This is a genomic window from Tepidimonas fonticaldi, assembly GCF_007556755.1.
In the GTDB taxonomy this organism is placed as follows: Bacteria; Pseudomonadota; Gammaproteobacteria; order Burkholderiales; family Burkholderiaceae_C; genus Tepidimonas; species Tepidimonas fonticaldi.
The window spans coordinates 109,350-133,313 of sequence record NZ_VJOO01000002.1; the positions used below are offsets into that span (position 1 = coordinate 109,350).

Sequence of the window (23,964 nt, forward strand, 5' to 3'; positions counted from 1 at the left end):
ACGGGCCCGCATCGGCCCGCCCAACGTCATGACCAAATATGTGTTCGTCACCGGCGGCGTGGTGTCGTCCCTGGGCAAGGGGATCGCCTCCGCGTCGCTGGCCGCGCTGCTGGAGTCGCGCGGCCTCAAGGTCACGCTGATCAAGCTCGACCCCTACCTCAACGTCGATCCGGGCACGATGAGCCCATTCCAGCACGGTGAGGTGTTCGTCACCGACGACGGCGCCGAGACCGACCTGGACCTGGGCCACTACGAGCGCTTCATCACCACGCGGATGAAGCGCAGCAACAACTTCACCACCGGGCAGATCTACAAGTCGGTGCTGGAGAAGGAGCGCCGCGGCGACTACCTCGGCAAGACGGTGCAGGTCATCCCGCACGTCACCAACGAGATCCAGGCGTTCATCCAGCGCGGTGCCGAAGGCGTGGACGTGGCGATCGCCGAGATCGGCGGCACGGTCGGCGACATCGAGTCGCTGCCGTTCCTCGAGGCGGCGCGGCAAATGAGCCTGCGCCTGGGGCCGAACAACTCGGCCTTCGTGCACCTGACCTACGTGCCGTGGATCGCCGCTGCCGGCGAGCTCAAGACCAAGCCGACCCAGCACACGGTGCAGAAGCTGCGCGAAATCGGCATCCAGCCCGATGCGCTGCTGTGCCGCGCCGACCGCGTCATCCCCGACGAGGAGCGCGAGAAGATCAGCCTGTTCACCAACGTGCCGCTGTGGGGCGTGATCTCCATGCCCGACGTGGACACGATCTACAAGGTGCCGCGCGTGCTGCACGAGCAGGGGCTCGATGGCCTGATCTGCGACAAGCTGCGCCTGCACACCCCGCCGGCCAACCTCAAGCGCTGGGACGACCTGGTCTACGAGGTCGAGCACCCGCGCGGCGAGGTGCGCATCGCCATGGTCGGCAAGTACGTCGACCTGTCCGACAGCTACAAATCGCTCAACGAGGCGCTGCGTCACGCCGGGCTGAAAAACCACGTGCGCGTGGCCATCACCTACATCGATTCCGAGACGCTGGAAGGCCACGACGTCGCCGAGCGTCTCGGCGGCTTCGACGCCATCCTCGTACCCGGCGGCTTCGGCAAGCGCGGCATCGAGGGCAAGATCCTCGCCGCCCAGTTTGCGCGCGAGCACAAGGTGCCCTACCTGGGCATTTGCCTCGGCATGCAGGTGGCCACGATCGAGTTCGCGCGCCACGCGGCGGGGCTGGAGGGTGCCAACTCGACGGAATTCGACCCGCACACGCCGCATCCGGTCATCGCCCTGATCGACGAATGGCTGGACGCCGATGGCACGGTCCAGAAGCGCGACGCCAGCACCGACCTGGGCGGTACGATGCGCCTGGGCGCGCAGAGCGCCGACGTGCTGCCCGGGACGCTGGCCTACCGCATCTACGGCCCGGTGGTCACCGAACGGCATCGTCACCGTTACGAGGCCAACACGCAGTACCTGGACCGGCTGCGCCAGGCGGGGCTGGTCATCTCGGCGCTGACGCAGCGCGAGCAGCTCACCGAGATCGTCGAGCTGCCGCAGGATGTGCACCCGTGGTACATGGGTGTGCAGTTCCACCCCGAGTTCAAGTCCACCCCGTGGGATGGTCACCCACTGTTCAACGCCTACGTCGCCGCGGCGCTGCAGCACCAGCGGCAGGAGGCTCAAGGATGAAGCTGTGCGGCTTCGAGGTCGGACTCGACCGGCCGTTCTTCCTCATCGCCGGCCCGTGCGTGGTCGAGAGCGAGCAGCTCCAGATGGACGTGGCCGGCCAGCTCAAGGAGCTCACGGCGGCACTCGGCATCCCGTTCATCTTCAAGAGCAGCTACGACAAGGCCAACCGCTCCAGCGGCGCGTCGTTCCGCGGCCCCGGCATGGAGCGCGGGCTGGAGATCCTGGCCAAGGTGAGGCGCGAGATCGGCGTGCCGGTGCTGACCGACGTGCACACCGAGGCCGAGGTGCCGGCGGTGGCGGCGGTGGTGGACGTGCTGCAGACGCCGGCCTTCCTGTGCCGCCAGACCGACTTCATCCGCGCCGTGGCGCAGTCCGGCAAGCCGGTCAACATCAAGAAGGGCCAGTTCCTCGCGCCGCAGGACATGAAGAACGTCATCGACAAGGCCCGTGCCGCCGCGCGCGAAAAGGGCCTGCCCGAGGACAACTTCCTGGCCTGCGAGCGCGGCTTCAGCTTCGGCTACCACAACCTGGTGTCGGACATGAGGAGCCTGGTCATCATGCGCGCGAGCGGCGCGCCGGTGGTGTTCGACGCCACCCACAGCGTGCAGCTGCCCGGCGGCCAAGGCTCCAGCTCCGGCGGCCAGCGCGAATTCGTGCCGCCGCTGGCGCGTGCCGCGGTGGCGGTGGGGGTGGCCGGGCTGTTCATGGAGACGCACCCCGACCCGGCGCGGGCGCTGTCCGACGGCCCCAACGCCGTGCCGCTGAAGTTCATGCGGCCGCTGCTGGGATCGCTGCGCGAGCTGGACGCCGTCGTCAAGCGCCAGCCGCTGCTGGAAGCGGAGTTCGCCGCCGCATGACGCCGCCGCAGGCCCACCCGCTCGACGAGGCGCTGCGCACGGCCCTGCGCGACGCGCTGCCGGAGGCGACGCTGGCCTGGCTGCACGGCAGCGCGGCGCGCGACGCCTGGCGCCTGTGGGCGCGCGTGCTGCGCGACTGGCAGGACCTGCAGCCGGCCCGCCGCGCCGCGCTGCGCGCGCTCGCCACCGAGCTGCAGGAGGCCGCCGCGTGACGCCGACGCTGCGTGAGGTGCTGGCCCAGAAGGCCCAGCGGCTGCAGCACGCCCTCGACACCCCCACCGAACCATCATGAGCGCCTACATCATCGCCGACGTCGACGTTACCGATCCCCAGCAGTACGAGGCCTACAAGCGCTGGTCCAGCGCCGCCATCCAGGCCCACGGCGCCGAGGTGCTGGTGCGCGGCGGCGCGGTCACCGTGCTCGAAGGCGACTGGCAGCCCAGCCGCATCGTCGTGCTGCGCTTCCCGTCGGTGGAGGCGGCGCGCGCCTTCCACGACTCGCCCGAGTACCGCCGCGCGCGCGAGGCGCGCGCCGGCGCCGCCGTGATGCGCATGATCGCCGTCGAGGGCGTGGCCTGACGGCCCGCCACCCGGCCCATCGATTGACCCTGATTCCCACCATCCCAAGCAACGAAGGAACCCACGCAATGAGCGCCATCGTCGATATCGTCGGCCGCGAGATCCTGGACAGCCGCGGCAACCCAACCGTCGAGTGCGACGTCCTGCTGGAGTCGGGCGTCATGGGCCGCGCGGCCGTGCCGTCCGGCGCCTCCACCGGCAGCCGCGAAGCCATCGAGCTGCGCGACGGTGACCCCAGCCGCTACCTCGGCAAGGGGGTGCTGAAAGCCGTCGAGCACATCAACACCGAGATCAGCGAAGCGGTGCTGGGGCTGGACGCGAGCGAGCAGGCCTTCCTGGACAAGACGCTGATCGAGCTGGACAGCACCGAGAACAAGAGCCGCCTGGGTGCCAACGCGATGCTGGCGGTCAGCATGGCCGTGGCACGCGCCGCGGCCGAAGAAGCGGGCCTGCCGCTGTACCGCTACTTTGGTGGCAGCTCGGCGGTGCAAATGCCGGTGCCGATGATGAACGTCATCAACGGCGGCGCGCATGCCAACAACAACCTGGACATCCAGGAGTTCATGATCCTGCCGGTGGGCGCCCCCTCCTTCCGCGAGGCGATTCGCTGGGGCGCCGAGGTGTTCCATGCGCTGAAAAAAATCATCCACGACCGCGGCATGAGCACGGCCGTCGGCGACGAAGGGGGTTTTGCGCCCAGCGTGGCCAACCACGAGGCGGCCATCCAGCTGATCCTGGAAGCCATCGACAAGGCGGGCTACACCGCGGGCGAGCAGATCGCGCTGGGCCTGGACTGCGCGGCCAGCGAATTCTGCAAGGACGGCCCGGATGGCTCCAAGGTCTACCACCTGGAGGGCGAAGGCTTGGTGCTCAATGCCGCCGAGTGGACCCACATCCTGGCCACTTGGTGCGACAAGTACCCGATCATCAGCATCGAGGACGGCATGGGTGAAGGCGACTGGGCCGGTTGGGCACAGCTCACCCAGCGCTTGGGCAAACAAGTGCAGCTGGTGGGCGACGACCTGTTCGTCACCAACACCAAGATCTTGAAGGAAGGCATCACCAAAGGCATCGCCAACTCCATCCTCATCAAGATCAACCAGATCGGCACACTCACCGAGACGTTTGCCGCCATCGAGATGGCCAAGCGCGCCGGCTACACCGCCGTCATCAGCCACCGCTCCGGCGAGACCGAGGACAGCACCATCGCCGACATCGCGGTGGGCACCAACGCCGGCCAGATCAAGACCGGCTCGATGAGCCGCAGCGACCGCATGGCCAAGTACAATCAGCTGCTGCGCATCGAGGAGGACTTGGGCGACGTGGCGGTCTACCCGGGTCGCGACGCGTTCTACAACCTGCGCTGATCCCCCCGACCATGCGTGCCCGCTGGGTCACGGCCTTGTTGCTCGGACTGCTGGCCGTGATCCACGTGCAAATCTGGTTTGGCCGGGGCAGCGTGGCGCAGGTGGATGCGCTGCGCCGCGAGCTGGCTGAGCAGGAACAGGCCAACGAAGCCGCCCGGCTGCGCAACGAACGCCTGGCGGCCGAGGTTCAGGACCTGCACGAGGGCGTCGAGACGGTCGAGGAAATTGCCCGGCAGGAGTTGGGCATGCTCAAGCCCAACGAAATCTTCGTGCAGATTCAGGGACCGGGGAGCGCCCGGCCGACGGGTGGCTCGGCCCCCCCGCGGTGAACGCCCCGGTAAACGCCGCGCCGCGCTAACGCCTGTGCGCCGGCGTCACTGCATGCGGTCGGAGCCCGGCGGCTGCTGGTCCTGCGTCAGGAACAGGCGGGCGGCATCGACGGGGTCGAAGCGGTAGTGCAACCCGCAAAAATCGCACCCCACATCGACTTCCCCCTGCTCGGCCAGGATGGCCTCGACCTCCTCCACGCCCAGGCCGCGCAGCATGGCCCCCACCCGCTCGCGCGAGCAGGTGCAGCCAAAGCGCGGATGCGCCTGGGCCGCCGAGGACGGCGCCAGACGCAGCAGGTTCTCCTGCCAAAACAGGCGATGCAGGATGGCGTCGGCATCCAGCCCGAGCAACTCCTGGCGCGTCAGGCTGCTGGCCAGCGTCGCGATGCGGTGAAAGTCCTCGTTCGCCCCGAGCGCATCGGACTCGTGCGCCACGGCCGCCGTGCCGGACAGGTTGGCTTGCCCCATGGCCGGCATGCGCTGAATCAGCAAGCCCGCCGCGATCGACGCATCCGCGGCCAGCACCAGCCGGGTGTCCAACTGCTCGCTCTGCTGCATGTAGTGGCCGATGACGTCGCTCAAGCGCTCCAGCGGGCGCCCGGCCGCATCGCTCAGGGGCACGACGCCCTGATAGGGCTGCTGCCCCGGCAGGCGTTCGCGCGGATCCAGCGTGATCGCGCAGCGCCCCTGCCCCAGCACATTCACCATGTGCGACAGCGGCACCCCGGGCGCCACCTCCCCCCGCACCGAGGCCGTCGCGCGAAACGACAGGTCGGGCTGCACCTCGGCCACGGCCACCTTGACCGGCCCATCGCCAAAGATCTGCAACACCAGCGCCCCGGCGAACTTGATGTTGCTGTGCAGCAGCACCGCCGCGGCCGTCATCTCGCCCAGCAGTTCGGTCACGGCAGGGGGGTAGCCGCCCGCAGCCTGGCGCCGGCGCAACAACTCCTGCCAGCCATCGGTCAGGCGCACCAGGGCCCCGCGCACGGGCACGCCGTCGAACAGAAATTTGTGCAGTTCGGACACGCGCGCCCCTCAACCGATGCGCTTGAGGCCGGTCCGAAAACGCCGCGCGTTTTCGATGTAGTGGCGCGCACTCCAACGCAGCCCCTCGATCTGCTCCGGCGTGAGCTGGCGCACCACCTTCGCCGGGCTACCCAGGATCATCGACCCATCGGGGAATTCCTTGCCCTCGGTCACCAGCGCGCCAGCGCCCACCAGACAATGCCGCCCGATGCGCGCGCCGTTGAGCACCACCGCGCCGATGCCGATGAGCGACTCGTCACCGATGGTGCAGCCGTGCAGCATGACCTGGTGCCCCACCGTGACATGCTCGCCGATAGTCAGCGGATAGCCCACGTCCGCATGCAGCACGCTGCCATCCTGGATGTTGCTGCCGCGACCGACCGTGATGGGGTCGGTGTCGCCGCGCAGAACCGCGCCGAACCAGACGCTGGCGTCCTCCGCCAGGGTGACGCGGCCCATCACGCGGGCCGTGTCGGCCACGAACACCGACGGGTGCACGTCGGGGACGATGTCGTCGAGTTGGTAGATGCTCATTTATAGAATTGTACGGATGCATCCCCCCACGTCCACCGTGCCCGCCGCTGCCCCGACACTGGCGGAGGACGCCCGCGCCCAAGCCCTGCACTGGCTCACGGAATCCGACCCCGACGCCAAAGTCCGCGGCGTGCAAGCCCTCTGGCAGCGCGTCCAGGCCGATGCCGAGGCCAGCCGGCCGTGTGCCGATCCCGGCACCATCTGGAGCCCGCCCACAGACCGCCCCCTGCCGGGTCGGCCGGCCCGCCCGCCGTTGATCGAGCCCGGCGCGGTGCCGCCACGCTCACCGTTCACCGTGGAGGGGCACGCCGCCCTGATCCACGCCATCTGCCACATCGAATTCAACGCCATCAACCTGGCACTGGACGCGGTGTGGCGCTTTCCCGGCATGCCCGAGGCGTTTTACCGCGACTGGTTGCGCGTCGCCGCCGAAGAGGCGGAGCACTTCACCCTGTTGCGCGACCACCTGCGCGGCCTGAACGGCCCCGACGGGCGCCGCTGGGACTACGGCGACTTCGAGGCGCACGACGGCCTGTGGACCATGTGCGACAAGACCGCGGACGACATCGTCGCGCGCATGGCGCTCGTACCCCGCACGCTGGAGGCCCGAGGGCTGGACGCCACCCCGCTCATCCAGGCCAAGCTGCGCCGCGCCGGCACGCCCACGGCCTTGCAGGCGTGCGCGATCCTCGACATCATCCTGCGCGACGAGGTGGGCCACGTGGCCATCGGCAACCGGTGGTACCGCTGGCTGTGCGAACGGGCGGGGCTGGATCCGGTGGAGCATTACCGGCAGTTGGCGCGCCGTTACCGCGCCCCACGCCTCAAGCCGCCGTACAACACCGAAGCCCGGCTGCGCGCCGGCTTCAGCGCCGCCGAGCTGGCTTATCTCAACCAGGCAGTCTGAGGATGGGGAGCTGAGCCGCGTTGGACGGTTCGTTGGGTTCGGCACCCAGAACGAAGCCCTGCACCGCCTCGCCCAGCCGCGCAGCCTCCTGCGACAAAGCGGTGGCTGCTACCGCCGTCTGTTCCACCAACGCCGCATTGTGTTGGGTGTCCTGATCAAGGATCGACAGCGTACCGTTGATGTCGGCAACCGACGCCGCCTGTCGCTGACTCACCCCGTGCATGTGGTTCATGGCCTCGTGCAGCAGCAGCACATCGTTCCGCAGGCGCTCGATCACTTGACCAGCCAACCCCACCTGGGCCGTTCCTTGATTGACTGCCTGGACACTGGCCTCGATGAGGCGCTTGATCTCGCTGGCCGCCTGGGCACTGCGTTGTGCGAGTTGGCGAACTTCTCCGGCCACCACTGCAAAACCTCGTCCTGCCTCGCCCGCACGCGCCGCCTCCACCGCTGCATTCAGGGCCAGAATGTTGGTTTGAAACGCTAAACTGTCGATCACGCCCGTGATGTCGGCGATGCGCTCGCTGGCGTGCGCCGCCGCCTGGATCGACTGCACCGCCTGCCGGGTTTGCTGACCGCCCTCCTCAGCCGAGGCAGCTGCGCGCTGTGCTGCGGCCAGCGCCTGCTGCGCAGCCTCAGACAGCGCCTGCCACTCATGGGTGGTTTGTTGCATGCGGGCCGCTGTCTGTTGCAGGCGCGCGGCCGTGCGCTCGGTGCGCCCCGATAGGTCTTGATTGCCCGCAGCAATCTCGGCAGCAGCCCCATGAACCCGCATAGCCCCATCCCGGACCTGGCGAACCACCCGCGCCAACTGCTCGCGCATCGCCTCCAGCGCACGCAACAACGTCCCAAACTCGTCTTGCCGTGTCGCCCGTAGCGCCTGAGACAGATCACCACTGGCGATTTCGTGCGCGCACTGCAGCGAACGCTGCAACGGCAGCCGAATGTGTCGAATGAGAAAGAACGCTCCCGCCACGATCGCCCCCATCAACAGCGCGATCATCGTGGCCCCGAAAAACAGTGTCACCATGCGCTGGGCGCGAATGTCGAGCTGGATGTCGTCCAACAACCTGCGTTGCGCCCGGGCATGCTGATCCAGCGCCTGGAGCATGGCACGCACCACGGGCGCATAGCGTTGCTCGGCCGCCAGCAGCGCCCCTTCGGTGGAGCCGTCACGGTACAGGCGCAACACGCCAGCCAATTCGCTTTGCGCCTGCTGCTGTAGCGCCAGGATGCGCTCGACGGCCTCGCGCTGCTGCGTTTCTTCGGCCAGGGCCTGTACCCGCTGCTGCCAGTGCATGGCCTGCTCGGCTGCCTGCCATGCCGTGGCGCGCTGCAAGGCCGCGGCAACCGGATCGCCGGCCATGGCCGCCCCCACCTCTGCCAACAGTCGCGCCTCACTGAGTGCTGCCCATTGGGCGGCGGCAAACACGCGATCGGTCTGCTCTGCCACTTGTGTCTGCGCCGTGTGCGTCGACCGCACCGAGCGCACGATCACGGCGGCGACCACCGTGGTCAACGTCAACAGCAGCACCGCCACCCCGACCCACAGCTTGGTCGCCATGGGCCAATCCCGGATTTTTCGCATACCTCTCCAAAAAAGCACGACCGTTCGTTCGATGGAGAAGTTTAGCCCGCAGGATCTGCACGCCCTGTCGGTGTTTACCCGGATAGGAGCTGCTCACCCCCCACCGCGCGGATGGTGCCGCGCATGCAGGGCCTTGAGCCGCTCGCGGGCCACATACGTGTAGATGGTGGTGGTGGAGATGTCCGCATGCCCCAGCAACAACTGCACCGCGCGCAGATCGGCGCCGTGGTTGAGCAGGTGGGTGGCAAAAGCGTGGCGCAGGGTGTGCGGTGACAGCGGTGCGGCGATGCCAGCCTGGCGGGCATAGCGCTTGACCAGCATCCAAAACATGACCCGGGTCATGGCCTCGCCGTGGCGTTCGGTGACGAACACGTCATCGCCCGTGCGGCCTGCCATCAGCACCGGGCGCCCCTGGGTCAGGTAGCGCCGCAGCCAGTCCGCCGCCACATCGCCAAACGGCACCAGCCGCTGCTTGTCCCCCTTGCCCGTGACGCGCACCACCTGGTCGGGCAAGCTCACCTCGAACAGCCGCAGCGCCACCAGCTCGCTGACGCGCAACCCGCTGGCATACATCAGCTCCAGCATCGCGCGGTCGCGCAGGCCCAGCGGCTGGGCGGTATCCGGGGCCGCCAGCAGGGCTTCGACCTGGGCCTCGGTCAGCGTCTTGGGCACGCGCAACAAGCGCTTGGCGGACAGCAGCGCGAGCGTGGGGTCGGCCTGCAGCAAGCCCTCGCGCAGCGCCCAGCGGTAAAAGCGCCGAAAGACCGCCAACCGTCGGTTGCTGGAACTGACCCGGCTGCCCGGCAGCCGCTGCGCCATGTAGGCCTGCAGCTCGGCCGCGCCGGCCTGCAGCAGCCCTTTGCCCGTCGACGCCAGCCAGCCGCGAAACCCCTGCAAATCGCTGCGGTAAGCGGCCAGGGTGCGCGCTGCCAGCCCGTCCTCCAGCCACAGGGCATCGATGAAACGGTCGACCACGGCATCATCGCCGGCTATCATCGCCATATGACGATGGTACCGTCTGACGCGACCGCACAGGGGTCCGCGCCGACCGTGGAGCCGCTGCCCGCCTTCAGCGACAACTACATCTGGCTGCTGCACCGGGGCGCTGACGCCTGGGTGGTCGATCCTGGCGACGACGCCCCCGTGCGGCATGCGCTGCAACGGCGGGGCCTGCGCCTGCAGGGCATTTTGCTCACCCACCACCATGCCGACCACGTCGGCGGCGTCGCGGCCTTGCGCGCGGCGACGGGCTGCCGGGTCGTCGGCCCTGCTGGCGAGCCCCTGCCGGAACCGGTCGAGCCCGTGGCCGAGGGCGACACCATCGAGGCGCTGGGGCAGCGCTGGCGCGTGCTGGAGGTGCCCGGCCACACGGCGGGGCACATCGCGTATGTCAACGACGCGCCACCGGAGGGCCCCCGTTGGCTGTTTTGTGGCGACACCCTGTTTTCCGGGGGATGCGGCCGCCTGTTCGAAGGGACGCCGGCGCAGATGCTGGCTTCGCTGGATCGTCTGGCGGCCCTGCCGGACGAGACCCAGGTGTGCTGCGCGCACGAATACACGCTGTCCAATCTGCGCTTTGCCCGGGCGGTCGAGCCGGACAACCCGGACCTGGCCGGCTACACCCGCGCCTGTGACGCCCGACGCGCCGCGGGCGAGCCCACCTTGCCCAGCACCATCGCCACCGAACGCCGCATCAACCCTTTTCTGCGCAGCCGGGAACCGACGGTGCGGCACGCGGTCCAGCAACAAGACCCGGCGGCCCGCAGCGACGTGGAGGTTTTCGCTGCGCTGCGCCGCTGGAAAGACGGCTTTCGCTGACCGCAGCCGCCCACGCCCCCCAGCCCGACCCGTAACTGTCCGACTCGATGACCGCTTTCCAACGACTGGCACTGCTGCTGTGCCCATGGGCACTGGCCGCCTGTTCCACCCTGCCGGCCCCTCGCTCGGCCGACGACAGCCCGACCCCGCCCGCACGTCCTGCCGCCGCGGCTGCCGGTGAATCGACCCCGTCCACGCCGAGCGCTGCCCCGCCCGCCCCGGCATCCGCCGCCATCGCGACGGCGCCCCCCCTGCCCAGCGTGCATCCCGTCGCGTCCGTCGTCGCGCCGGCCGACCTGTGGGAGCGCATGGAACGCGGCTTTGCCATGCCGGACCTGGACAACGAGCTCGTGCAGCAATGGGAACGCTGGTACGCGAGCCGGCCGGACTATCTGCAGCGCATGGCCGACCGGGCCAGCAAATACCTCTTCCACGTCGTGGAAGAAATCGAGCGCCGCAACCTGCCGCTGGAGCTGGCCCTGCTGCCCTTCATCGAGAGCGCCTTCAACCCGCAGGCGGTGTCCCACGCCAAAGCGGCCGGCATGTGGCAGTTCATGCCCGCCACGGGCAAGCATTACGACCTGAAGCAAAACGCCTTCCGCGACGACCGGCGGGATGTGCTCGCCTCGACCCGCGCGGCCCTGGACTATCTGGAGCGCCTGCACCGCATGTTTGGCGACTGGCACCTGGCGCTGGCCGCCTACAACTGGGGCGAGGGCAACGTGCAGCGCGCGATCAAGCGCAACCAGGCCGCAGGGCTGCCAACCGGCTACCCCGATCTGCGCATGCCGGACGAGACGCGCAACTATGTGCCCAAGCTGCAGGCCGTCAAGAATCTGGTCACCGCTCCGCAGCACCGTGGCGTGAAGCTGCCGGTGATCGGCAACCACCCGTTTTTCGATACCGTGCGCATCGACCGGGACATCGACGTGGCCGTGGTCGCCCGTCTGGCCGGCGTCAGCGAAGCGGACTTCCGCACCCTGAACCCGTCGCACAACAAACCCGTCATCATGGCCTCCGGCACCCCGGAGATCCTGCTGCCCTGGGACAATGCGCTGCTGTTCACCCAGCGGCTGCGCGAGCATGGCGGCCCCGTCGCCAGTTGGACGGCTTGGCGCGTGCCGCAGGACATGACGACCGCACAGGCCGCCCGCCAACTGGGCTGGGACGAACGCGCGCTGCGGGAGATCAATCGCGTCCCCCCGCGCATGCGCCTGAAGGCCGGATCCACCATCCTGGTGCCGCGGGAGGGCAAGCTGGACCGCGATGTGCCGGAGCACCTGGCGGACAACGCGCAACTGCTGCTCACGCCCGATGTGCCGCCGACCCGGACAGTGCGGGTCAAAGCGCGCGCCGGCGACACCCTGGCCGCCATCGCGCGGCGCCACCGCGTCGGCGTCGCCGAGCTGGCCGCGTGGAACAAACTGAGCGTGGGCGCCCGGCTGCGCGCCGGCCAGACGCTGCAGATTCACGTGCCGGCCACGCGCACTGCCCACGCCGGTGGCAAACCGGCCAAGGCCGCCGCACCGCGCAAGGCCACGGCCAAAGCCGCCAGCCCCCGCAAGCCGGGGGCGGTGCGCACCGCCCAGGCCCGCAAGCCCTAAGCAAAACGGGCAAGTCTTGCGACTTGCCCGTGTGCTGTTTGGAGCGGGAAACGAGACGTTTACTAAGACCGTAAGCCGTTGTTTCCCAATCACTTTCTTCGCTGGCTTGACTAGCGAAGACCTTAATTGTAGCCTCATTTTTCACCCTCGGCAACAAGTTCGTCCAGAAACTTCCAGTAAGGTCCAAGGACACCTCCTCAGCGCATCGTCCCCACACCTCGTTCATCGCCGGCTACGGTGGTCTCGAACTCACCAATGATCACCTTTCCATATGCTTGGCTAGCTGCGTCGAAAGGCATTCGAGCACGTCACGCAAGTCCGCATAGAGGTCATGCCCGTTGGGCCGAGCCGAGCGCACCAGGCTCATCACCGAAACAGCGCGCTGACCGGCACGCAAGCTACCGACGAACAACTGGTTCGCCCTTTGAAGTGCCACTGGACGAATTTGCCTCTCGACGCGGTTGTTGTCTGGCGGCAGACGCCTGTCGTCGTTAGCGCCTCCCGGCGACCAAGGTTGGACTGCATGGCTCTCGCCGTGCCTGAGCTGTTCGGCACACCGGCTCGCTGCAGAAGCGACCACCCATACCCGTCTGCGCAAGTTGCGCGGGAAGAACCCATACGCTTGTCACTGGGACTGGATGCGCGATTCTTTATCGGTATATCAGGATACCTGGGAACGCATGACAGGCTCGGGATCAGTACGCCTGCCTTGGCATCTAGAAGCCACTGCGCGCCTATTGCGCCCTGTGAAACCGCAGGGGTATCACACCATGACAAATTGCTCTTGATGAGATTGCGGTAACGCATGACGCTGCCAGTGTGAGCGCCATTCTTCGTGTTGATCAGCGACAGGACCGATCAACCTACCACTCACGGATTCTTACACATTGAGCACATGGCGGCTACCACTGACTTGAGCTACTGAAAAGTGCTCAGGGCTCATGAAGAAGCGAGACTCGGGACTCGCTTCATCCACAGACAACTGCCCGGCCATGAGGTTGGCGCCAAAGGAGTCGGCCATGTAGTTCTCCTGGAAGGAGATGGGAGCATGAACCACAATGCACCAGCATCGAAGGTGTTCTATCGTCCGATCGAAGCCTCCCTCCGGTGGGCTGGGCTTCTGCGGTTTGAGCATGTCATCCTCACTTCGGTCTCGTCGTCAAGGAACCTGCCACAGTCGTTGGATTGCCCACGTTGGGGTGAGCTGAGGCTGTATACCGAACGCATCTACGATGGCATCCTCAATGCGGAACTTCCTTTCGGGAGGAACGGCATCACGACGCACGACACCGCGCTGATCGACTCCCCTGATCTCACTGTCCGTCACGTCGATCTGAAGCGTTGGATGCGCCAGCACTACCCCGAACAGCGCCCCGGCTTTCTCTTCTCGCGCAGCGAGCGCATCGCCCATCCCTCCATCTCTCTGGAAACCGGGCAGGCCATGCTGGTCGAGCGCTTGGCCCTCAAATCTGCCCTGGAGCAGTCCAAGCGCCAACTCCGCGAGCTGCAAGACAAGCACGACGCACTGCTCAAACAGTCCAAAATCATCCCGGCCTGCGCGCAGTACCCAATCAGTGATCGGGCCGAAGCCACCTACCTGAACATCATCGGCGGCATATTGGAGCTGATGCTCGGCCAATCGCCCTCGGGCACACCGTACTCCAGCTTCAAAACGCAAGAGGCTGTCGTAAGCGCATTGGTCGCCCATCACCACGGCGTCATGGGGATCGCCGAGCGGACGTTGAACGGCAAGTTCGCCACGGCCAGACGCCGGCTGCATAGCGCCACCCTCTGAGGATTGCCAGCTTGTATGTGCAGTCGCGGAGATTGCATTTGCAATGTCTTTCCGTAGCCATGTCTATTGAATAGAGGTCACGCCAACAAACGCCACTGAGCGTTCAGGAGTGACCACCATGTCGCAAACACCTGTTCTGCCGCCCAACGAGCGCCGCATCCTGCGCTTGGAAGAAGTCGAATCGAAGTCCGGCTTCAAGCGCGCCCACCTCTACAACCTGATGCGCGCGGGCAAGTTCCCCAAGGCGCTGCGCCTGGGTGTGCGCGCCGTCGGCTGGGATTCCATCGAAATCGATCAGTGGATCGCCGAGCGCGTCAACAACCGGGCCTGACCCATTCTCCCGCGGACCTTCCATCCTCACACGGAGAACGCCATGCAGGTTGTATCCATCATTTCAACGAAAGGTGGCGTCGGCAAGACCACCACTGCCGCGAACCTGGGCGGGCTCGTCGCCGACGCGGGGCTGCGCGTGCTGCTGCTCGATCTCGACGTGCAGCCCACCTTGTCGTCCTACTACGAACTGGGACACCGTGCGCCTGGTGGCATCTATGAGCTGCTGGCCTTCAACGAGCGCGACCTCGGCCAGCTCGTGTCCCGCACGATCATTACGGGTCTGGACCTGGTGCTGTCCAACGACCACCGGGGCGAGCTGAGCACCTTGTTGCTGCACGCGCCGGATGGGCGCCTGCGGCTGCGGCACCTGCTGCCCATGCTGGCTCCTCTCTACGACCTGGTGCTGATCGACACCCAGGGCGCGCGTTCGGTGACGCTGGAGATGGCGGTGCTCGCTTCCGATCTCGCGCTGTCACCCGTGACCCCGGAAATCCTCGCCGCCCGCGAACTGCGGCGCGGCACCATGCAGTTGCTGGAGGACATCGCTCCGTACCGGCACCTGGGCATTGAGCCGCCGCCGCTGCATCTGCTCATCAACAGGGTCCACCCGGTGTCGGCGAACGCCCGGCTGATCCAACAGGCCTTGCGCGACCTGTTCCAGGACCACGCCGGCATCCGCGTGCTGACCACCGACGTGCCGGCCATCGAAGCCTATCCGCGCGCCGCGACGCGCGGCCTGCCAGTGCATCGGGTCGAATACCGCCAGCCACCGGGCAGAGTCGCCCCCGCCGCGCTCGACACCATCCGCGGCCTCGCCGGCGAACTGTTCCCGCAATGGCAGCACCGATTTGCCACGGTGTCCGGCCGCCCGCCATTTCCTCTGGATACCGGGAGGCCCCATGGCGAGCGCACATGAACTGGCCCGAGGCCATAAGCGGCTGCGCGCCCTGATCGAATTCGCCGTCGGCGAGGGCTGGCACGTCAAGCGCACGCCGGGCGGCCACCTCAAATTCACCAAGGCCGGCTGCGCCGCGATCTACACCAGTTCGACGGCCAGTGACCACCGGGCCGCCCTCAACGCCCGCGCGCAGATCCGCCGCGCCGAGCGCGAGGCCCGGTCCCCAGTGCAGGGAGGCCGCCATGGCTGAAATGACCTCCCAGCAGATGGCCGGCAAGCTGCTCGCGGCCGGGTTCGAGCGCAGCGGCCCGTCCACCTCGGCCTTGAGCGACCCGATCGCCGACACGCCCATGGTCGTGACCCTGGACCAGTTGCGCCCCTACGACCACGATCCCAGGAAGAAGCGCAACCCGGCCTACGAGGACATCAAGGCGTCCATCCGCGAGCGCGGCCTGGACGCAGCCCCGGCGATCACCCGGCGCCCGGGCGAGGACCACTACATCATTCGCAACGGCGGCAACACGCGCCTGGCGATCCTGCGCGAACTGTGGTCGGAGACCAAGGACGAGCGGTTCTTTCGCATATCGTGCCTGTTCCGGCCGTGGCCCAGCCGCGGCGAAGTCGTCATGCTGACCGGCCACCTGGCCGAGAACGAATTGCGTGGAGGCCTGACGTTCATCGAGCGCGCCCTCGGCGTCGAGAAGGCGCGCGAGTTCTACGAGCAGGAAAGCGGCGCCGCCCTGAGCCAGTCCGAACTGGCACGCCGCCTCGCCGCCGATGGTTTCCCGGTCCAGCAGTCGCACATCAGCCGGATGAACGACGCGGTGCGCTACCTCCTGCCGGCGATCCCGACCGTGCTCTATGGCGGGCTCGGCCGCCACCAGGTCGAACGCCTGTCGGTCATGCGCAAGGCCTGCATGCTCGCGTGGGAGCGCTACGCCAAAGGCCGCACACTACTGGTACAGGACTTCGATGACTTCTTTCAGGAGGTGCTGTCGCAGTTCGACACGCAGGCCGACGAGTTCGCCCCCCAGCGCGTGCAGGACGAGCTGATCGGCCAAATGTCCGAACTGCTCGGCATCGACTACGACGTACTGGCGCTCGACCTCACCGAATCCGAAAGCCGCCATCGCGCCCTGGTCAGCGATCCGACCCCACCAACGGCACCCCCCACGCTGCCTGAGCCTGACACCATGGCACGCCCGCCCGCGGCGCCGGCCCCATCGGCCCCGACGCCGGCAACCACACCTGGGTCGCGCGAGCGCGAGGGCGGCTCAGGGTCGGACGGCTCACCCGCAGGAAGCCCCATGGCTGCTCCTGGTGATCGGCTGCAGGGGCACATCGTTTCGCCTGCACCGACGACGGAGCGGCTGCAATCCATTCAGCGGATGGTCGCCGACGAGCTGGGGGATGCGCTGCCCGATTTCTCGGCCAACGTCTTGCAGTCCATTCCCGTCCAAGCAGGCGGTCTCTACCCGATTTCCGACGTCTGGCACATCGACGCGAGCCTGGACACGCCCGAGCGCCTGCGCATCCACGTCGCGCAGTTCGCCCGCGAGATCGCGGGCGAGGCTCGCCTGGACGAGTGCATCGATGACCGTCCAGACGGCATCGGTTTCGCCTGCCGTGCCCACGCCCAAGACCTGGAGCCGCTGGGCCGTGCCGTCCTGGCGCTGCTGGCATGCATGGCCGGTCAGCAGCCCGCCGACGTCGGCTTGGATAACAGGCAATTCGTCATCGACCTGTCGGCGTTGCTGCACGGACAAGGCGACGCAACCCGGCGACTGAGCGACACCGCACTGGTCAAGCTGTTCCGGCTGCTGCGGCTGGCCCGCCGTCTGCTCGACCTGGACGCCGGCGCTGCGGACCCTGGAACGTGACCGAGGGAGACCAGCATGTCCGCACCACACCCACTCAACCAGGCCGTCATCGCCCAGGCCCTCTATGACCTGCGCAATGGGCAACTGCGCCGCTGCAAGCTGATGGGGTTTGGCGAGGAAGAGCTGGACGCCCTCAAGCATCCCGCGCTGATCAGCGTGCTGGCCAACGCCAACGTCTCGTGGTGCTCGGTGACGGTCAACCGCGAAGTGCTCCGGCGTCTGCTCAGGCAGGCGCAGGATGTGGAGAAGGAGATCGCCACGGTCGATCGCATGCTGCGCCTCGGCGCGAGCACCGAAATGGTCAGCCGCTTCTACGGCCTGACCCACCAGGAAGTGGCGCTTCGCCGCGAAATCCTCGGCCTGCCCAAGCGCAAGGGTCGCCATCCCGTGCTGGACGAGAAGCAGGACACGGAGCTGTGGCGGCAATGGAAGGCCGTGACCAGCAGCAGGAACGTCGATCTCGAAGACGAAACCTCCATCCTCGATGCCGCCATGGACCTCGCCGAAGGCATGTCGCTGCCTCTGTCGGTGGTCTGGGCTTCGATCAAGAGCTGGGTCGATCAAGGATTGGGTTAACCATGGCCGTGGACGACACCGCACCACGTCGTGGCCCCATCGCACTCGCAGACCTGTTCGACGCTGCGCTGAAAGACCTTGTGCCCAAGCCCAACGCCGACGCGCCCCCGCCCACACCTACACCTGTCGCGATGCCCACTGGTCCGGCGTCTGGCGATGCCTTCCTGTTCAGCGGCAACCGGCACGAGACCGTACCGCGACGGCTGTTCCTCGACCGCCGCCTGACGCCGCTGGAGCGCAATGCCTGGCAGGTCTTCCGGCTGATGCTCAACGACGATGGCGTGACGGCGTTCCCGACGTATGAACAGCTTCGGCCCTGGCTGGCGTCGATGCCCTGCGCCGGGCAAGCCTCGCACGAAACCGTGGCGCGAGCACTGACGCTGCTGCGGCTGACTCGATGGCTGAGCCTGGTGCGGCGACGGCGCGACGCCAAGACCGGCCGCATCCTCGGCAACCTCTATGTCCTGCACGACGAGCCGCTGACCCCCTTTGAAGCGATGCAGCTCGACCCGGACTACCTGCAACTCGTCAGCCAAGCGCTCGGCCATTCGGCCAAAGCCGTGCAGATCGTAGGCCTGCACACCCTCAAGGAAATCGGCGAAGACCCGATGCTGGCCGGGCGCACCCTGCCATCGAGGCTGCAAGTCCTGGCCGAACGCCTCGCCAGCCAGGGCGTCGGGGCGCACGAAAGTTATCCACAGGAGGACGCCACGCACGAATCCGAAGAAGGGGCGACGAGCCTTCTTCGGAATCCTGACGATCCCACTTCGGAATCCGAAGCAGGGTCGAAACCCGCGCCAGACGCCTCTCTTCGGAATCCGAAGCAGGCCCGTACAGTACGTAGTAGTCGTATTAATGAAGTACGTACTACCGCGCAGGCACAAGCGCATGCGCGCGCGCTGGGCGACCTGCAATGGCCCAAACGCTTCGCGGAACTGAAGGCAGAGCAGCAGACAGGTGCGAGGGTGGCACTACAGCAGGTCGATGCTGCGCTGAGGCAGGCCGTGCTGGACGAATGGGCTGCACGATGCAGCAACCATGGCATCCGCAATCCTGCAGGGTATCTGTTCGGCATCATCCAGCGGGCCATCCATGGCGAGTTCAACGCCTGGGCCAAGAAGGACGCGCCATCGGCGCCCGTTGCGCCGAACGAGCGGCCGCCACCACCAGCACCGCCACCATCCCAGCCGCAGGGCAAGCCTGTGCCGCCAGAAGTCGCCAGGCAGCACATCGAGCGGCTGCGCAACCTGCTCGCCAGCAAGTGAGCGGGCCTGCAAGGTGGTGAAGTGGATGCCGGTGGCTTCCAGTAGAGCTATCCCCTGGGGATAGTTCCACTGACGGCTACACGTCGAACCGCTGCACGCCAGGCCTCGATCGCCTGCAGCGGGATCGGCCTTGTTCGCGCTGATCCGGGTGTGCAGCGTTCCTTGGCGCTCCATGGCGCTATCCCCAGGGGATAGATCGCGACGCATGCACCCACCGCGCCGTGAACCGGGGACGGGCGGGTTTCGGTTTGTTGACTGACTGCCTTCCGCTACCTGCCGAAGCTGTCCGCTCTTTTCCAACAACGAGCGGACACCATGGCAACCACCAACGAACCCCTGCAACTGAATCTCGGCTCCTTGCGCAGCGCGATGTCGCTGACGCTGCACACGCACCACGCCTCGCGCATCTGGCACGGCCGCGCCGCCGCCGAAGGGCGACCGGGCATCGTCGGCCTGAACGGCTACATCGCCCAGATGAACAAGATGCGGCGCGGCTCGGAGCAGGACGACCCGTACAGCGACTTCTGGATGCTCCGCATCGAGGACAAGCTCGACCAGACCAAGGCCACGCTGCAATCGCTGCGCGAACAGGTGGACCAGGCCCTGGCGAGCGTGCCGCCGGCACTCACCCTGGGCGAAAACCTCAACGTCCAGCCGGTCAAGCTGCCGCTGTTCGTCAATGCGCAGCTCGGCTTTGCCGCCGTGTACCTGCTCGCCGACTACGACGATATCGCCCGCAAGCTGATCCTCGCGCACCACACCGCGCTGATCGATCGCTCGACGCTCGAACGCTGGCTCAACGAAGGCGCGCATGCACTGCGCAGCCTGTTCTCGCTGGCCCAGCAGTACCGCTACTCGGGCTGCACCCGCGACGACTTCGCCGCCAAGAATGCCGCAGCGCGGGCGGCGTTGGAAAAGTTCGGCGAGATGCCGCCGGACGTGCTGGAGGGCACGCGCCGCTCGAAGTTCGCGCCGCCCATCATGCGCCGTGGCCTGCAGCAGCGCGGTGACGGTCCTGCCGCAGCCGCATCGCCCAGCGACGAGGCCGCCGCCCCCGAAGCGACGGCCGGCGAGGACGCGCAGGCATGAGCGACCCAAACCGCGACACCCGCTACTTCCGCCCTCTGCAACAGACAGCCTTCATGCAGTTGGAACACGCAGCCTCTCAAAAAGGCCTTTTAAAGCCCTTTAAGGGTAAAGGGGACTTGGAGGCCTGGGCCAGCCAGTGCTTCGCCATGCGCGACGAGTTGATTGGCTTGGCGCAGCGACAGGTGCTGCAACAAGCCCTCGGGCATCCCTTCCACCTGCTCCCCATCGAACTGGCCCAGCAGACAACTGGCGCAGGCACGGCGTTTCTTCGCTGGCGCAAGCACGACCGCTCGGCCATGGGCGTGGCACTGTGGCAGGAGCTGATGGCGAGTACCAGCACGCCGGTCAACCTGCTGGCCGACTTGCACGCCATCGAGCTGCAGCGCATCACGCTGAACATGCAGATCAGCCTGTTGCACACCTTGGGCAGGCTGGCCCAGGAGTGTGCCAGCAAGGCCACCGAGGCGGAAGACGCTTACCTGCGTCGGCTCAAGTCCATCCCACCCGCACTGCGCGATCAGTGATCGCGCCGGGCAACCCAGCACGCGCTCGTCACCGACCAGGTGCGGGTATTTCAACCACCACGGAGATTGCAACATGAGTACGCATTTTTCTGGCGAGGGCAACATCGGCTCGCCCCCCGAGTACCGGGAGTTCCCCAACGGCAACGACGAGCCCAGCCGCCTTCTGCGCCTGAACGTCTATTTCGACAACCCCATTCCCAAGAAGGATGGCACCTTCGAGGATCGCGGCGGCTTCTGGGCGCCGGTGGAAATCTGGCACCGCGACGCCGCGCACTGGAAGGACCTCTACCAGAAGGGCATGCGCGTGCTGGTCGTCGGCCGGATGGAGCGCGAACCTTGGACGGACAACGAGGATCAGCCGCGCGAGACCTGGCAGATCAACGCGCGCAGCGTCGGCATCCTGCCGTTCCGCATCGAGTCCGTAGCCCTCAGCCCCAGGCAGCAAGAGGCCGCGCAGGATGCGCAGCCGAAACCCCCGGCCGCCCAGGAACCGACCGCGCCGAAGGAGCCGAAGCGCAGGAAGTGATCCGGCATGGGGCGGTGGCAGTCGTCCGTCGCCCCCATGCCCTCGCGAGCTATCCCCAGGGGATAGCTCCATCAACGTCCACCGGCGTCCGTGCGCTCCAAAAAATCGCGGCTCCCGGCCCGCACATCCCCGGCCGAACGCCACTCCCGTCCCCGCCATCCCATCCCGTAAAAGTGGTCGCCACCGCATGCGGCTTGTTTGCTGCTGCCCTTGGTGGTGTTCGGCATCCTCGATTCCCGCAACTCAATGAACCATGGAAATCGGATGGACTGACATGCGGCTGTTCTTGTGCGAGAAGCCCTCCCAGGGCAAAGACATTGGCCGGATTCTCGGCGCGACGCAGCGCGGTGAAGGCTGTCTCAGCGGCTCCGGCGTCACCGTCACCTGGTGCATTGGCCATCTCGTAGAAGCAGCAGCTCCCGAGGTCTATGACGCGGCGCTCAAGCGCTGGTCGCTGGAGCAGTTGCCCATCGTTCCCCAGCAGTGGCGGGTCGAGGTCAAACCGAAGACCGCCACGCAATTCAAGGTCGTCAAAGCGCTTCTGGCGAAGGCGACCCATTTGGTCATCGCCACCGATGCCGACCGCGAGGGAGAGCTGATCGCCCGCGAGATCATCGACCTGTGCGGTTACCGCGGCCCCATCGAACGGCTGTGGTTGTCGGCGCTCAACGATGCGTCGATCCGCACCGCGCTCGGCAAGTTGCGGCCCTCATCCGACACGCTGCCGATGTACTACTCGGCGCTTGCGCGCTCACGCGCCGACTGGCTCGTGGGCATGAACCTCAGCCGGTTGTTCACGGTGCTCGGGCGTCAGGCCGGCTACGACGGCGTGCTGTCCGTCGGGCGCGTGCAGACGCCGACCCTGAAGCTCGTCGTGGACCGCGACCGCGAGATCGCGGCCTTCAAGTCGGTGCCGTTCTGGGCCATCGACGTGTCCCTGTCTGCGGGTGGACAGGCTTTCAGCGCGCAGTGGGTTCCGCCCGATGGCTGCACCGACGACGCTGGCCGCTGCCTGCAACAGCCGGTTGCCCAGCAAGCCGCGCAACAGATCCGCGCTGCGGGTAGCGCTCAGGTGGTGTTTGTCGAGACCGAACACATGCGTGAAGGCCCGCCGCTGCTGTTCGACCTGGGCACCTTGCAGGAGGTCTGTTCCAAACAGCTTGGGCTGGATGTTCAAGAAACCCTGGAGATCGCCCAGTCCCTGTACGAGACCCACAAGGCCACTACGTACCCGCGTTCCGATTCAGGCTACCTGCCCGAAAGCATGTTTGCCGAGGTGCCCACTGTTCTGGACAGCCTGCTCAAGACCGATCCCTCGCTGCGCCCGATCATGGGCCAGCTCGACCGCTCCCAGCGCTCGCGCGCCTGGAACGACGGCAAAGTGACGGCGCACCATGGCATCATTCCCACCTTGGAACCCGCGAACCTCTCGGCCATGAGCGAGAAGGAACTGGCGGTGTACCGGCTGATCCGCGCGCACTACCTGGCGCAGTTCCTCCCTCACCACGAGTTCGACCGCACTGTCGCCAAGCTGTCCTGCGACCAGCAGAAGCTGGTGGCCACCGGAAAACAGGTGATCGTCAAGGGCTGGCGCCTGGTGCTGGCCGAGCCGCAAGCGGACGAGGACGGTGAAGCCACGGCACGCAGCCAGGTACTCCCCGTGCTGCGCGAAGGCATGGCGTGTCAGGTGACCGAGGCCGAGATCAAGGCGCTCAAGACGATGCCGCCCAAGCCTTACACGCAGGGCGAGCTGGTCAAATCCATGAAGGGGGTCGCCAAGCTGGTGACGGACCCGCGCCTGAAGCAGAAGCTCAAGGATACGGTCGGCATCGGCACAGAGGCCACGCGGGCCAACATCATCAGCGGGTTGATCGCCCGCAGCTACCTTGTGAAGAAAGGACGCTCCATTCGCGCATCGGATGCAGCGTTCACCCTGATCGACGCCGTACCCGCGGCGATTGCAGACCCCGGCACGACGGCAGTGTGGGAACAGGCGCTCGACATGATCGAGGCTGGTCAGCTCACCCTGGATGTGTTTATCGGCAAGCAGGCCGCATGGATTTCGCAACTGATCGCGCAGTACGGCAGCACCTCGCTGTCCATCAAGGTTCCCCAGGGACCCGCTTGCCCGCAGTGCGGCGCACCCACGCGCCAGCGCACCGGCAAGACCGGCCCCTTCTGGTCGTGCAGTCGCTACCCCGACTGCAAAGGTACGCTGCCGGTCGAATCCGGCGCGTCCAAACGCGGAGCCTCGCGATCTCTACGCCTTTATGGCAGTAGCGGCCGCAAAGGCTCTTGACCGACCCCGTTCCCCGAGAGCCGTGTCCGCCATCGGCGGCGTGGCCCATGTCCCGCACGCCCTGCGGGACGCCCAGCGCGCAACGCCTTCTCTTGTCCGTGTGCGCGTCCCGCCCGGCCGTCCCCGGCCGCGGGACCTGAAGGTAGCTTCTCCACGAACCATGTCCGGGGTTTCCCGGCGCGTTCTACTGATCTGCATTTTTCCGCTTCTGCGAAGGGTCCCCCGATGGCTTGCCCGCCTGCGAGCCACCCGGAGACCCTTCGTGGTCAGCGGTATTCGATGCCGTGCCCAACGGCGAAAAACTGGGCTCCTTTTGTGCGCGGATGTGCGCCAGAAGATGCCGGCGCCAACCACGACATGCGCCGGGTGCGATTGCTTGATGAGCAGCCGGTTCTAGCGACAACCGGGCCTGCAACAGCCCACGGGTGGTTCTGTCATCCCGAGCCGGAGGCCACTGGGCCTTCGGCGCCTTTCTCCTGCCGATCAACGTCCCGG

Annotated in this window: 26 protein-coding genes; 20 read left to right on the forward strand and 6 right to left on the reverse strand. The window is 67.0% G+C overall.

The window, feature by feature from the left end:
* Positions 1-28 precede the first annotated feature (28 nt).
* The 6 genes from Tfont_RS01665 (at position 29) to ftsB (ending at position 4,804) form a co-directional block, all read left to right on the forward strand.
* A complete protein-coding gene (locus Tfont_RS01665) occupies positions 29-1,672 on the forward strand; it encodes a CTP synthase (protein ID WP_143968201.1) in 1,644 nt (547 codons plus the stop codon).
* Positions 1,669-2,529 carry a 3-deoxy-8-phosphooctulonate synthase gene (kdsA, locus tag Tfont_RS01670; protein ID WP_143968202.1) on the forward strand — a complete coding sequence of 287 codons (861 nt, stop codon included), beginning with the start codon at positions 1,669-1,671 and terminating at the stop codon, positions 2,527-2,529. Before Tfont_RS01665 ends, kdsA begins: the two co-directional genes overlap by 4 nt.
* Positions 2,526-2,741: a hypothetical protein gene (locus tag Tfont_RS01675; RefSeq protein ID WP_143968203.1), complete on the forward strand. Its 216-nt coding sequence runs from the start codon at positions 2,526-2,528 to the stop codon at positions 2,739-2,741. The genes kdsA and Tfont_RS01675 overlap by 4 nt, the downstream gene beginning before the upstream one ends.
* Before the next feature lie 73 nt (positions 2,742-2,814).
* Positions 2,815-3,108, forward strand: a complete 294-nt coding sequence (locus Tfont_RS01680; RefSeq protein ID WP_143968204.1) for a DUF1330 domain-containing protein — start codon at positions 2,815-2,817, stop codon at positions 3,106-3,108.
* Between the two features lie 68 nt (positions 3,109-3,176).
* A complete protein-coding gene (gene eno / locus Tfont_RS01685; protein ID WP_143968205.1) occupies positions 3,177-4,475 on the forward strand; it encodes a phosphopyruvate hydratase in 1,299 nt (432 codons plus the stop codon).
* Between the two features lie 11 nt (positions 4,476-4,486).
* Positions 4,487-4,804, forward strand: coding sequence for a cell division protein FtsB (gene ftsB, locus Tfont_RS01690; RefSeq protein WP_068609085.1), 318 nt, complete (start codon positions 4,487-4,489; stop codon positions 4,802-4,804).
* Between the two features lie 45 nt (positions 4,805-4,849).
* On the opposite strand, the gene hslO is transcribed toward ftsB, so the two are convergent.
* The gene (gene hslO, locus Tfont_RS01695; RefSeq protein WP_068609083.1) at positions 4,850-5,833 is read right to left on the reverse strand and encodes an Hsp33 family molecular chaperone HslO; all 984 of its coding nucleotides are present in this window, start codon (positions 5,831-5,833) and stop codon (positions 4,850-4,852) included.
* Positions 5,834-5,842: 9 nt separating this feature from the next.
* Positions 5,843-6,367 (reverse strand): gamma carbonic anhydrase family protein, encoded by a 525-nt coding sequence (locus tag Tfont_RS01700; protein WP_068609082.1) that lies wholly within the window; start codon positions 6,365-6,367, stop codon positions 5,843-5,845.
* Positions 6,368-6,383: 16 nt separating this feature from the next.
* On the opposite strand from Tfont_RS01700, the gene Tfont_RS01705 reads away from it, so the two are divergent.
* Entirely contained in the window at positions 6,384-7,274 is an 891-nt protein-coding gene (locus Tfont_RS01705; RefSeq protein WP_143968206.1) for a ferritin-like domain-containing protein, read from the forward strand.
* Here Tfont_RS01705 and Tfont_RS01710 read toward each other — a convergent pair.
* Both Tfont_RS01710 and xerD read right to left on the reverse strand, forming a co-directional pair.
* Entirely contained in the window at positions 7,258-8,838 is a 1,581-nt protein-coding gene (locus tag Tfont_RS01710; RefSeq protein WP_185974449.1) for a methyl-accepting chemotaxis protein, read from the reverse strand. The genes Tfont_RS01705 and Tfont_RS01710 overlap by 17 nt on opposite strands.
* 117 nt (positions 8,839-8,955) lie before the next feature.
* Positions 8,956-9,858, reverse strand: a complete 903-nt coding sequence (gene xerD / locus Tfont_RS01715; RefSeq protein WP_143968219.1) for a site-specific tyrosine recombinase XerD — start codon at positions 9,856-9,858, stop codon at positions 8,956-8,958.
* A gap of 12 nt (positions 9,859-9,870) precedes the next feature.
* Between xerD and gloB the strand changes: the two genes are divergently transcribed.
* Together gloB and Tfont_RS01725 are read left to right on the forward strand one after the other, a co-directional pair.
* Positions 9,871-10,680, forward strand: a complete 810-nt coding sequence (gene gloB, locus Tfont_RS01720) for a hydroxyacylglutathione hydrolase (protein WP_143968220.1) — start codon at positions 9,871-9,873, stop codon at positions 10,678-10,680.
* A 47-nt stretch (positions 10,681-10,727) separates the two neighbouring features.
* Positions 10,728-12,284, forward strand: coding sequence for a transglycosylase SLT domain-containing protein (locus Tfont_RS01725; protein ID WP_143968208.1), 1,557 nt, complete (start codon positions 10,728-10,730; stop codon positions 12,282-12,284).
* A 259-nt stretch (positions 12,285-12,543) separates the two neighbouring features.
* Here Tfont_RS01725 and Tfont_RS01730 read toward each other — a convergent pair whose 3' ends face one another.
* Both Tfont_RS01730 and Tfont_RS14455 read right to left on the reverse strand, forming a co-directional pair.
* On the reverse strand, positions 12,544-12,864 hold the full coding sequence (locus tag Tfont_RS01730) for an IS66 family transposase (protein WP_074167576.1): 321 nt from the start codon (positions 12,862-12,864) through the stop codon (positions 12,544-12,546).
* A 300-nt stretch (positions 12,865-13,164) separates the two neighbouring features.
* Positions 13,165-13,305 carry a hypothetical protein gene (locus Tfont_RS14455; RefSeq protein WP_153573857.1) on the reverse strand — a complete coding sequence of 47 codons (141 nt, stop codon included), beginning with the start codon at positions 13,303-13,305 and terminating at the stop codon, positions 13,165-13,167.
* Between the two features lie 27 nt (positions 13,306-13,332).
* On the opposite strand from Tfont_RS14455, the gene Tfont_RS01735 reads away from it, so the two are divergent.
* The 11 genes from Tfont_RS01735 to Tfont_RS01785 all read left to right on the forward strand — a co-directional run bounded on the left by Tfont_RS01735 (position 13,333) and on the right by Tfont_RS01785 (position 23,469).
* On the forward strand, positions 13,333-14,079 hold the full coding sequence (locus tag Tfont_RS01735; protein WP_003821040.1) for a hypothetical protein: 747 nt from the start codon (positions 13,333-13,335) through the stop codon (positions 14,077-14,079).
* Between the two features lie 118 nt (positions 14,080-14,197).
* Positions 14,198-14,410, forward strand: a complete 213-nt coding sequence (locus Tfont_RS01740) for an AlpA family transcriptional regulator (RefSeq protein WP_003821041.1) — start codon at positions 14,198-14,200, stop codon at positions 14,408-14,410.
* Positions 14,411-14,452: 42 nt separating this feature from the next.
* Entirely contained in the window at positions 14,453-15,328 is an 876-nt protein-coding gene (locus Tfont_RS01745; RefSeq protein WP_003821043.1) for a ParA family protein, read from the forward strand.
* Positions 15,312-15,560 (forward strand): hypothetical protein, encoded by a 249-nt coding sequence (locus Tfont_RS01750; RefSeq protein WP_003821044.1) that lies wholly within the window; start codon positions 15,312-15,314, stop codon positions 15,558-15,560. Before Tfont_RS01745 ends, Tfont_RS01750 begins: the two co-directional genes overlap by 17 nt.
* Positions 15,553-17,190: a ParB family protein gene (locus tag Tfont_RS01755; protein WP_033470938.1), complete on the forward strand. Its 1,638-nt coding sequence runs from the start codon at positions 15,553-15,555 to the stop codon at positions 17,188-17,190. Before Tfont_RS01750 ends, Tfont_RS01755 begins: the two co-directional genes overlap by 8 nt.
* A gap of 15 nt (positions 17,191-17,205) precedes the next feature.
* A complete protein-coding gene (locus tag Tfont_RS01760) occupies positions 17,206-17,766 on the forward strand; it encodes a DUF2857 domain-containing protein (RefSeq protein ID WP_003821054.1) in 561 nt (186 codons plus the stop codon).
* Positions 17,767-17,768: 2 nt separating this feature from the next.
* Complete coding sequence (locus Tfont_RS01765; protein ID WP_003821055.1) at positions 17,769-19,031, forward strand: STY4528 family pathogenicity island replication protein; 1,263 nt, start codon at positions 17,769-17,771, stop codon at positions 19,029-19,031.
* Between the two features lie 315 nt (positions 19,032-19,346).
* Entirely contained in the window at positions 19,347-20,120 is a 774-nt protein-coding gene (locus Tfont_RS01770; protein WP_003821056.1) for a PFL_4669 family integrating conjugative element protein, read from the forward strand.
* Positions 20,117-20,644 (forward strand): DUF3158 family protein, encoded by a 528-nt coding sequence (locus tag Tfont_RS01775; protein WP_003821057.1) that lies wholly within the window; start codon positions 20,117-20,119, stop codon positions 20,642-20,644. The genes Tfont_RS01770 and Tfont_RS01775 overlap by 4 nt, the downstream gene beginning before the upstream one ends.
* Positions 20,645-20,717: 73 nt before the next feature.
* Positions 20,718-21,170 (forward strand): single-stranded DNA-binding protein, encoded by a 453-nt coding sequence (locus Tfont_RS01780; RefSeq protein ID WP_003821059.1) that lies wholly within the window; start codon positions 20,718-20,720, stop codon positions 21,168-21,170.
* 274 nt (positions 21,171-21,444) lie between these two features.
* Positions 21,445-23,469, forward strand: coding sequence for a DNA topoisomerase III (locus Tfont_RS01785; RefSeq protein ID WP_003821061.1), 2,025 nt, complete (start codon positions 21,445-21,447; stop codon positions 23,467-23,469).
* Positions 23,470-23,964 lie beyond the last annotated feature (495 nt).

Coding starts and splice junctions, on each gene's coding strand:
- Tfont_RS01665 (WP_143968201.1), top strand. CDS start 29: ATGACCAAATATGTGTTCGTCACCGGCGGCGTGGTGTCGTCCCTGGGC.
- kdsA (WP_143968202.1), top strand. CDS start 1,669: ATGAAGCTGTGCGGCTTCGAGGTCGGACTCGACCGGCCGTTCTTCCTC.
- Tfont_RS01675 (WP_143968203.1), top strand. CDS start 2,526: ATGACGCCGCCGCAGGCCCACCCGCTCGACGAGGCGCTGCGCACGGCC.
- eno (WP_143968205.1), top strand. CDS start 3,177: ATGAGCGCCATCGTCGATATCGTCGGCCGCGAGATCCTGGACAGCCGC.
- ftsB (WP_068609085.1), top strand. CDS start 4,487: ATGCGTGCCCGCTGGGTCACGGCCTTGTTGCTCGGACTGCTGGCCGTG.
- Tfont_RS01700 (WP_068609082.1), bottom strand. CDS start 6,367: ATGAGCATCTACCAACTCGACGACATCGTCCCCGACGTGCACCCGTCG.
- Tfont_RS01705 (WP_143968206.1), top strand. CDS start 6,384: ATGCATCCCCCCACGTCCACCGTGCCCGCCGCTGCCCCGACACTGGCG.
- Tfont_RS01710 (WP_185974449.1), bottom strand. CDS start 8,838: ATGGCGACCAAGCTGTGGGTCGGGGTGGCGGTGCTGCTGTTGACGTTG.
- xerD (WP_143968219.1), bottom strand. CDS start 9,858: ATGATAGCCGGCGATGATGCCGTGGTCGACCGTTTCATCGATGCCCTG.
- gloB (WP_143968220.1), top strand. CDS start 9,871: ATGGTACCGTCTGACGCGACCGCACAGGGGTCCGCGCCGACCGTGGAG.
- Tfont_RS01725 (WP_143968208.1), top strand. CDS start 10,728: ATGACCGCTTTCCAACGACTGGCACTGCTGCTGTGCCCATGGGCACTG.
- Tfont_RS14455 (WP_153573857.1), bottom strand. CDS start 13,305: ATGGCCGACTCCTTTGGCGCCAACCTCATGGCCGGGCAGTTGTCTGTG.
- Tfont_RS01735 (WP_003821040.1), top strand. CDS start 13,333: ATGAACCACAATGCACCAGCATCGAAGGTGTTCTATCGTCCGATCGAA.
- Tfont_RS01740 (WP_003821041.1), top strand. CDS start 14,198: ATGTCGCAAACACCTGTTCTGCCGCCCAACGAGCGCCGCATCCTGCGC.
- Tfont_RS01745 (WP_003821043.1), top strand. CDS start 14,453: ATGCAGGTTGTATCCATCATTTCAACGAAAGGTGGCGTCGGCAAGACC.
- Tfont_RS01750 (WP_003821044.1), top strand. CDS start 15,312: ATGGCGAGCGCACATGAACTGGCCCGAGGCCATAAGCGGCTGCGCGCC.
- Tfont_RS01755 (WP_033470938.1), top strand. CDS start 15,553: ATGGCTGAAATGACCTCCCAGCAGATGGCCGGCAAGCTGCTCGCGGCC.
- Tfont_RS01760 (WP_003821054.1), top strand. CDS start 17,206: ATGTCCGCACCACACCCACTCAACCAGGCCGTCATCGCCCAGGCCCTC.
- Tfont_RS01765 (WP_003821055.1), top strand. CDS start 17,769: ATGGCCGTGGACGACACCGCACCACGTCGTGGCCCCATCGCACTCGCA.
- Tfont_RS01770 (WP_003821056.1), top strand. CDS start 19,347: ATGGCAACCACCAACGAACCCCTGCAACTGAATCTCGGCTCCTTGCGC.
- Tfont_RS01775 (WP_003821057.1), top strand. CDS start 20,117: ATGAGCGACCCAAACCGCGACACCCGCTACTTCCGCCCTCTGCAACAG.
- Tfont_RS01780 (WP_003821059.1), top strand. CDS start 20,718: ATGAGTACGCATTTTTCTGGCGAGGGCAACATCGGCTCGCCCCCCGAG.
- Tfont_RS01785 (WP_003821061.1), top strand. CDS start 21,445: ATGCGGCTGTTCTTGTGCGAGAAGCCCTCCCAGGGCAAAGACATTGGC.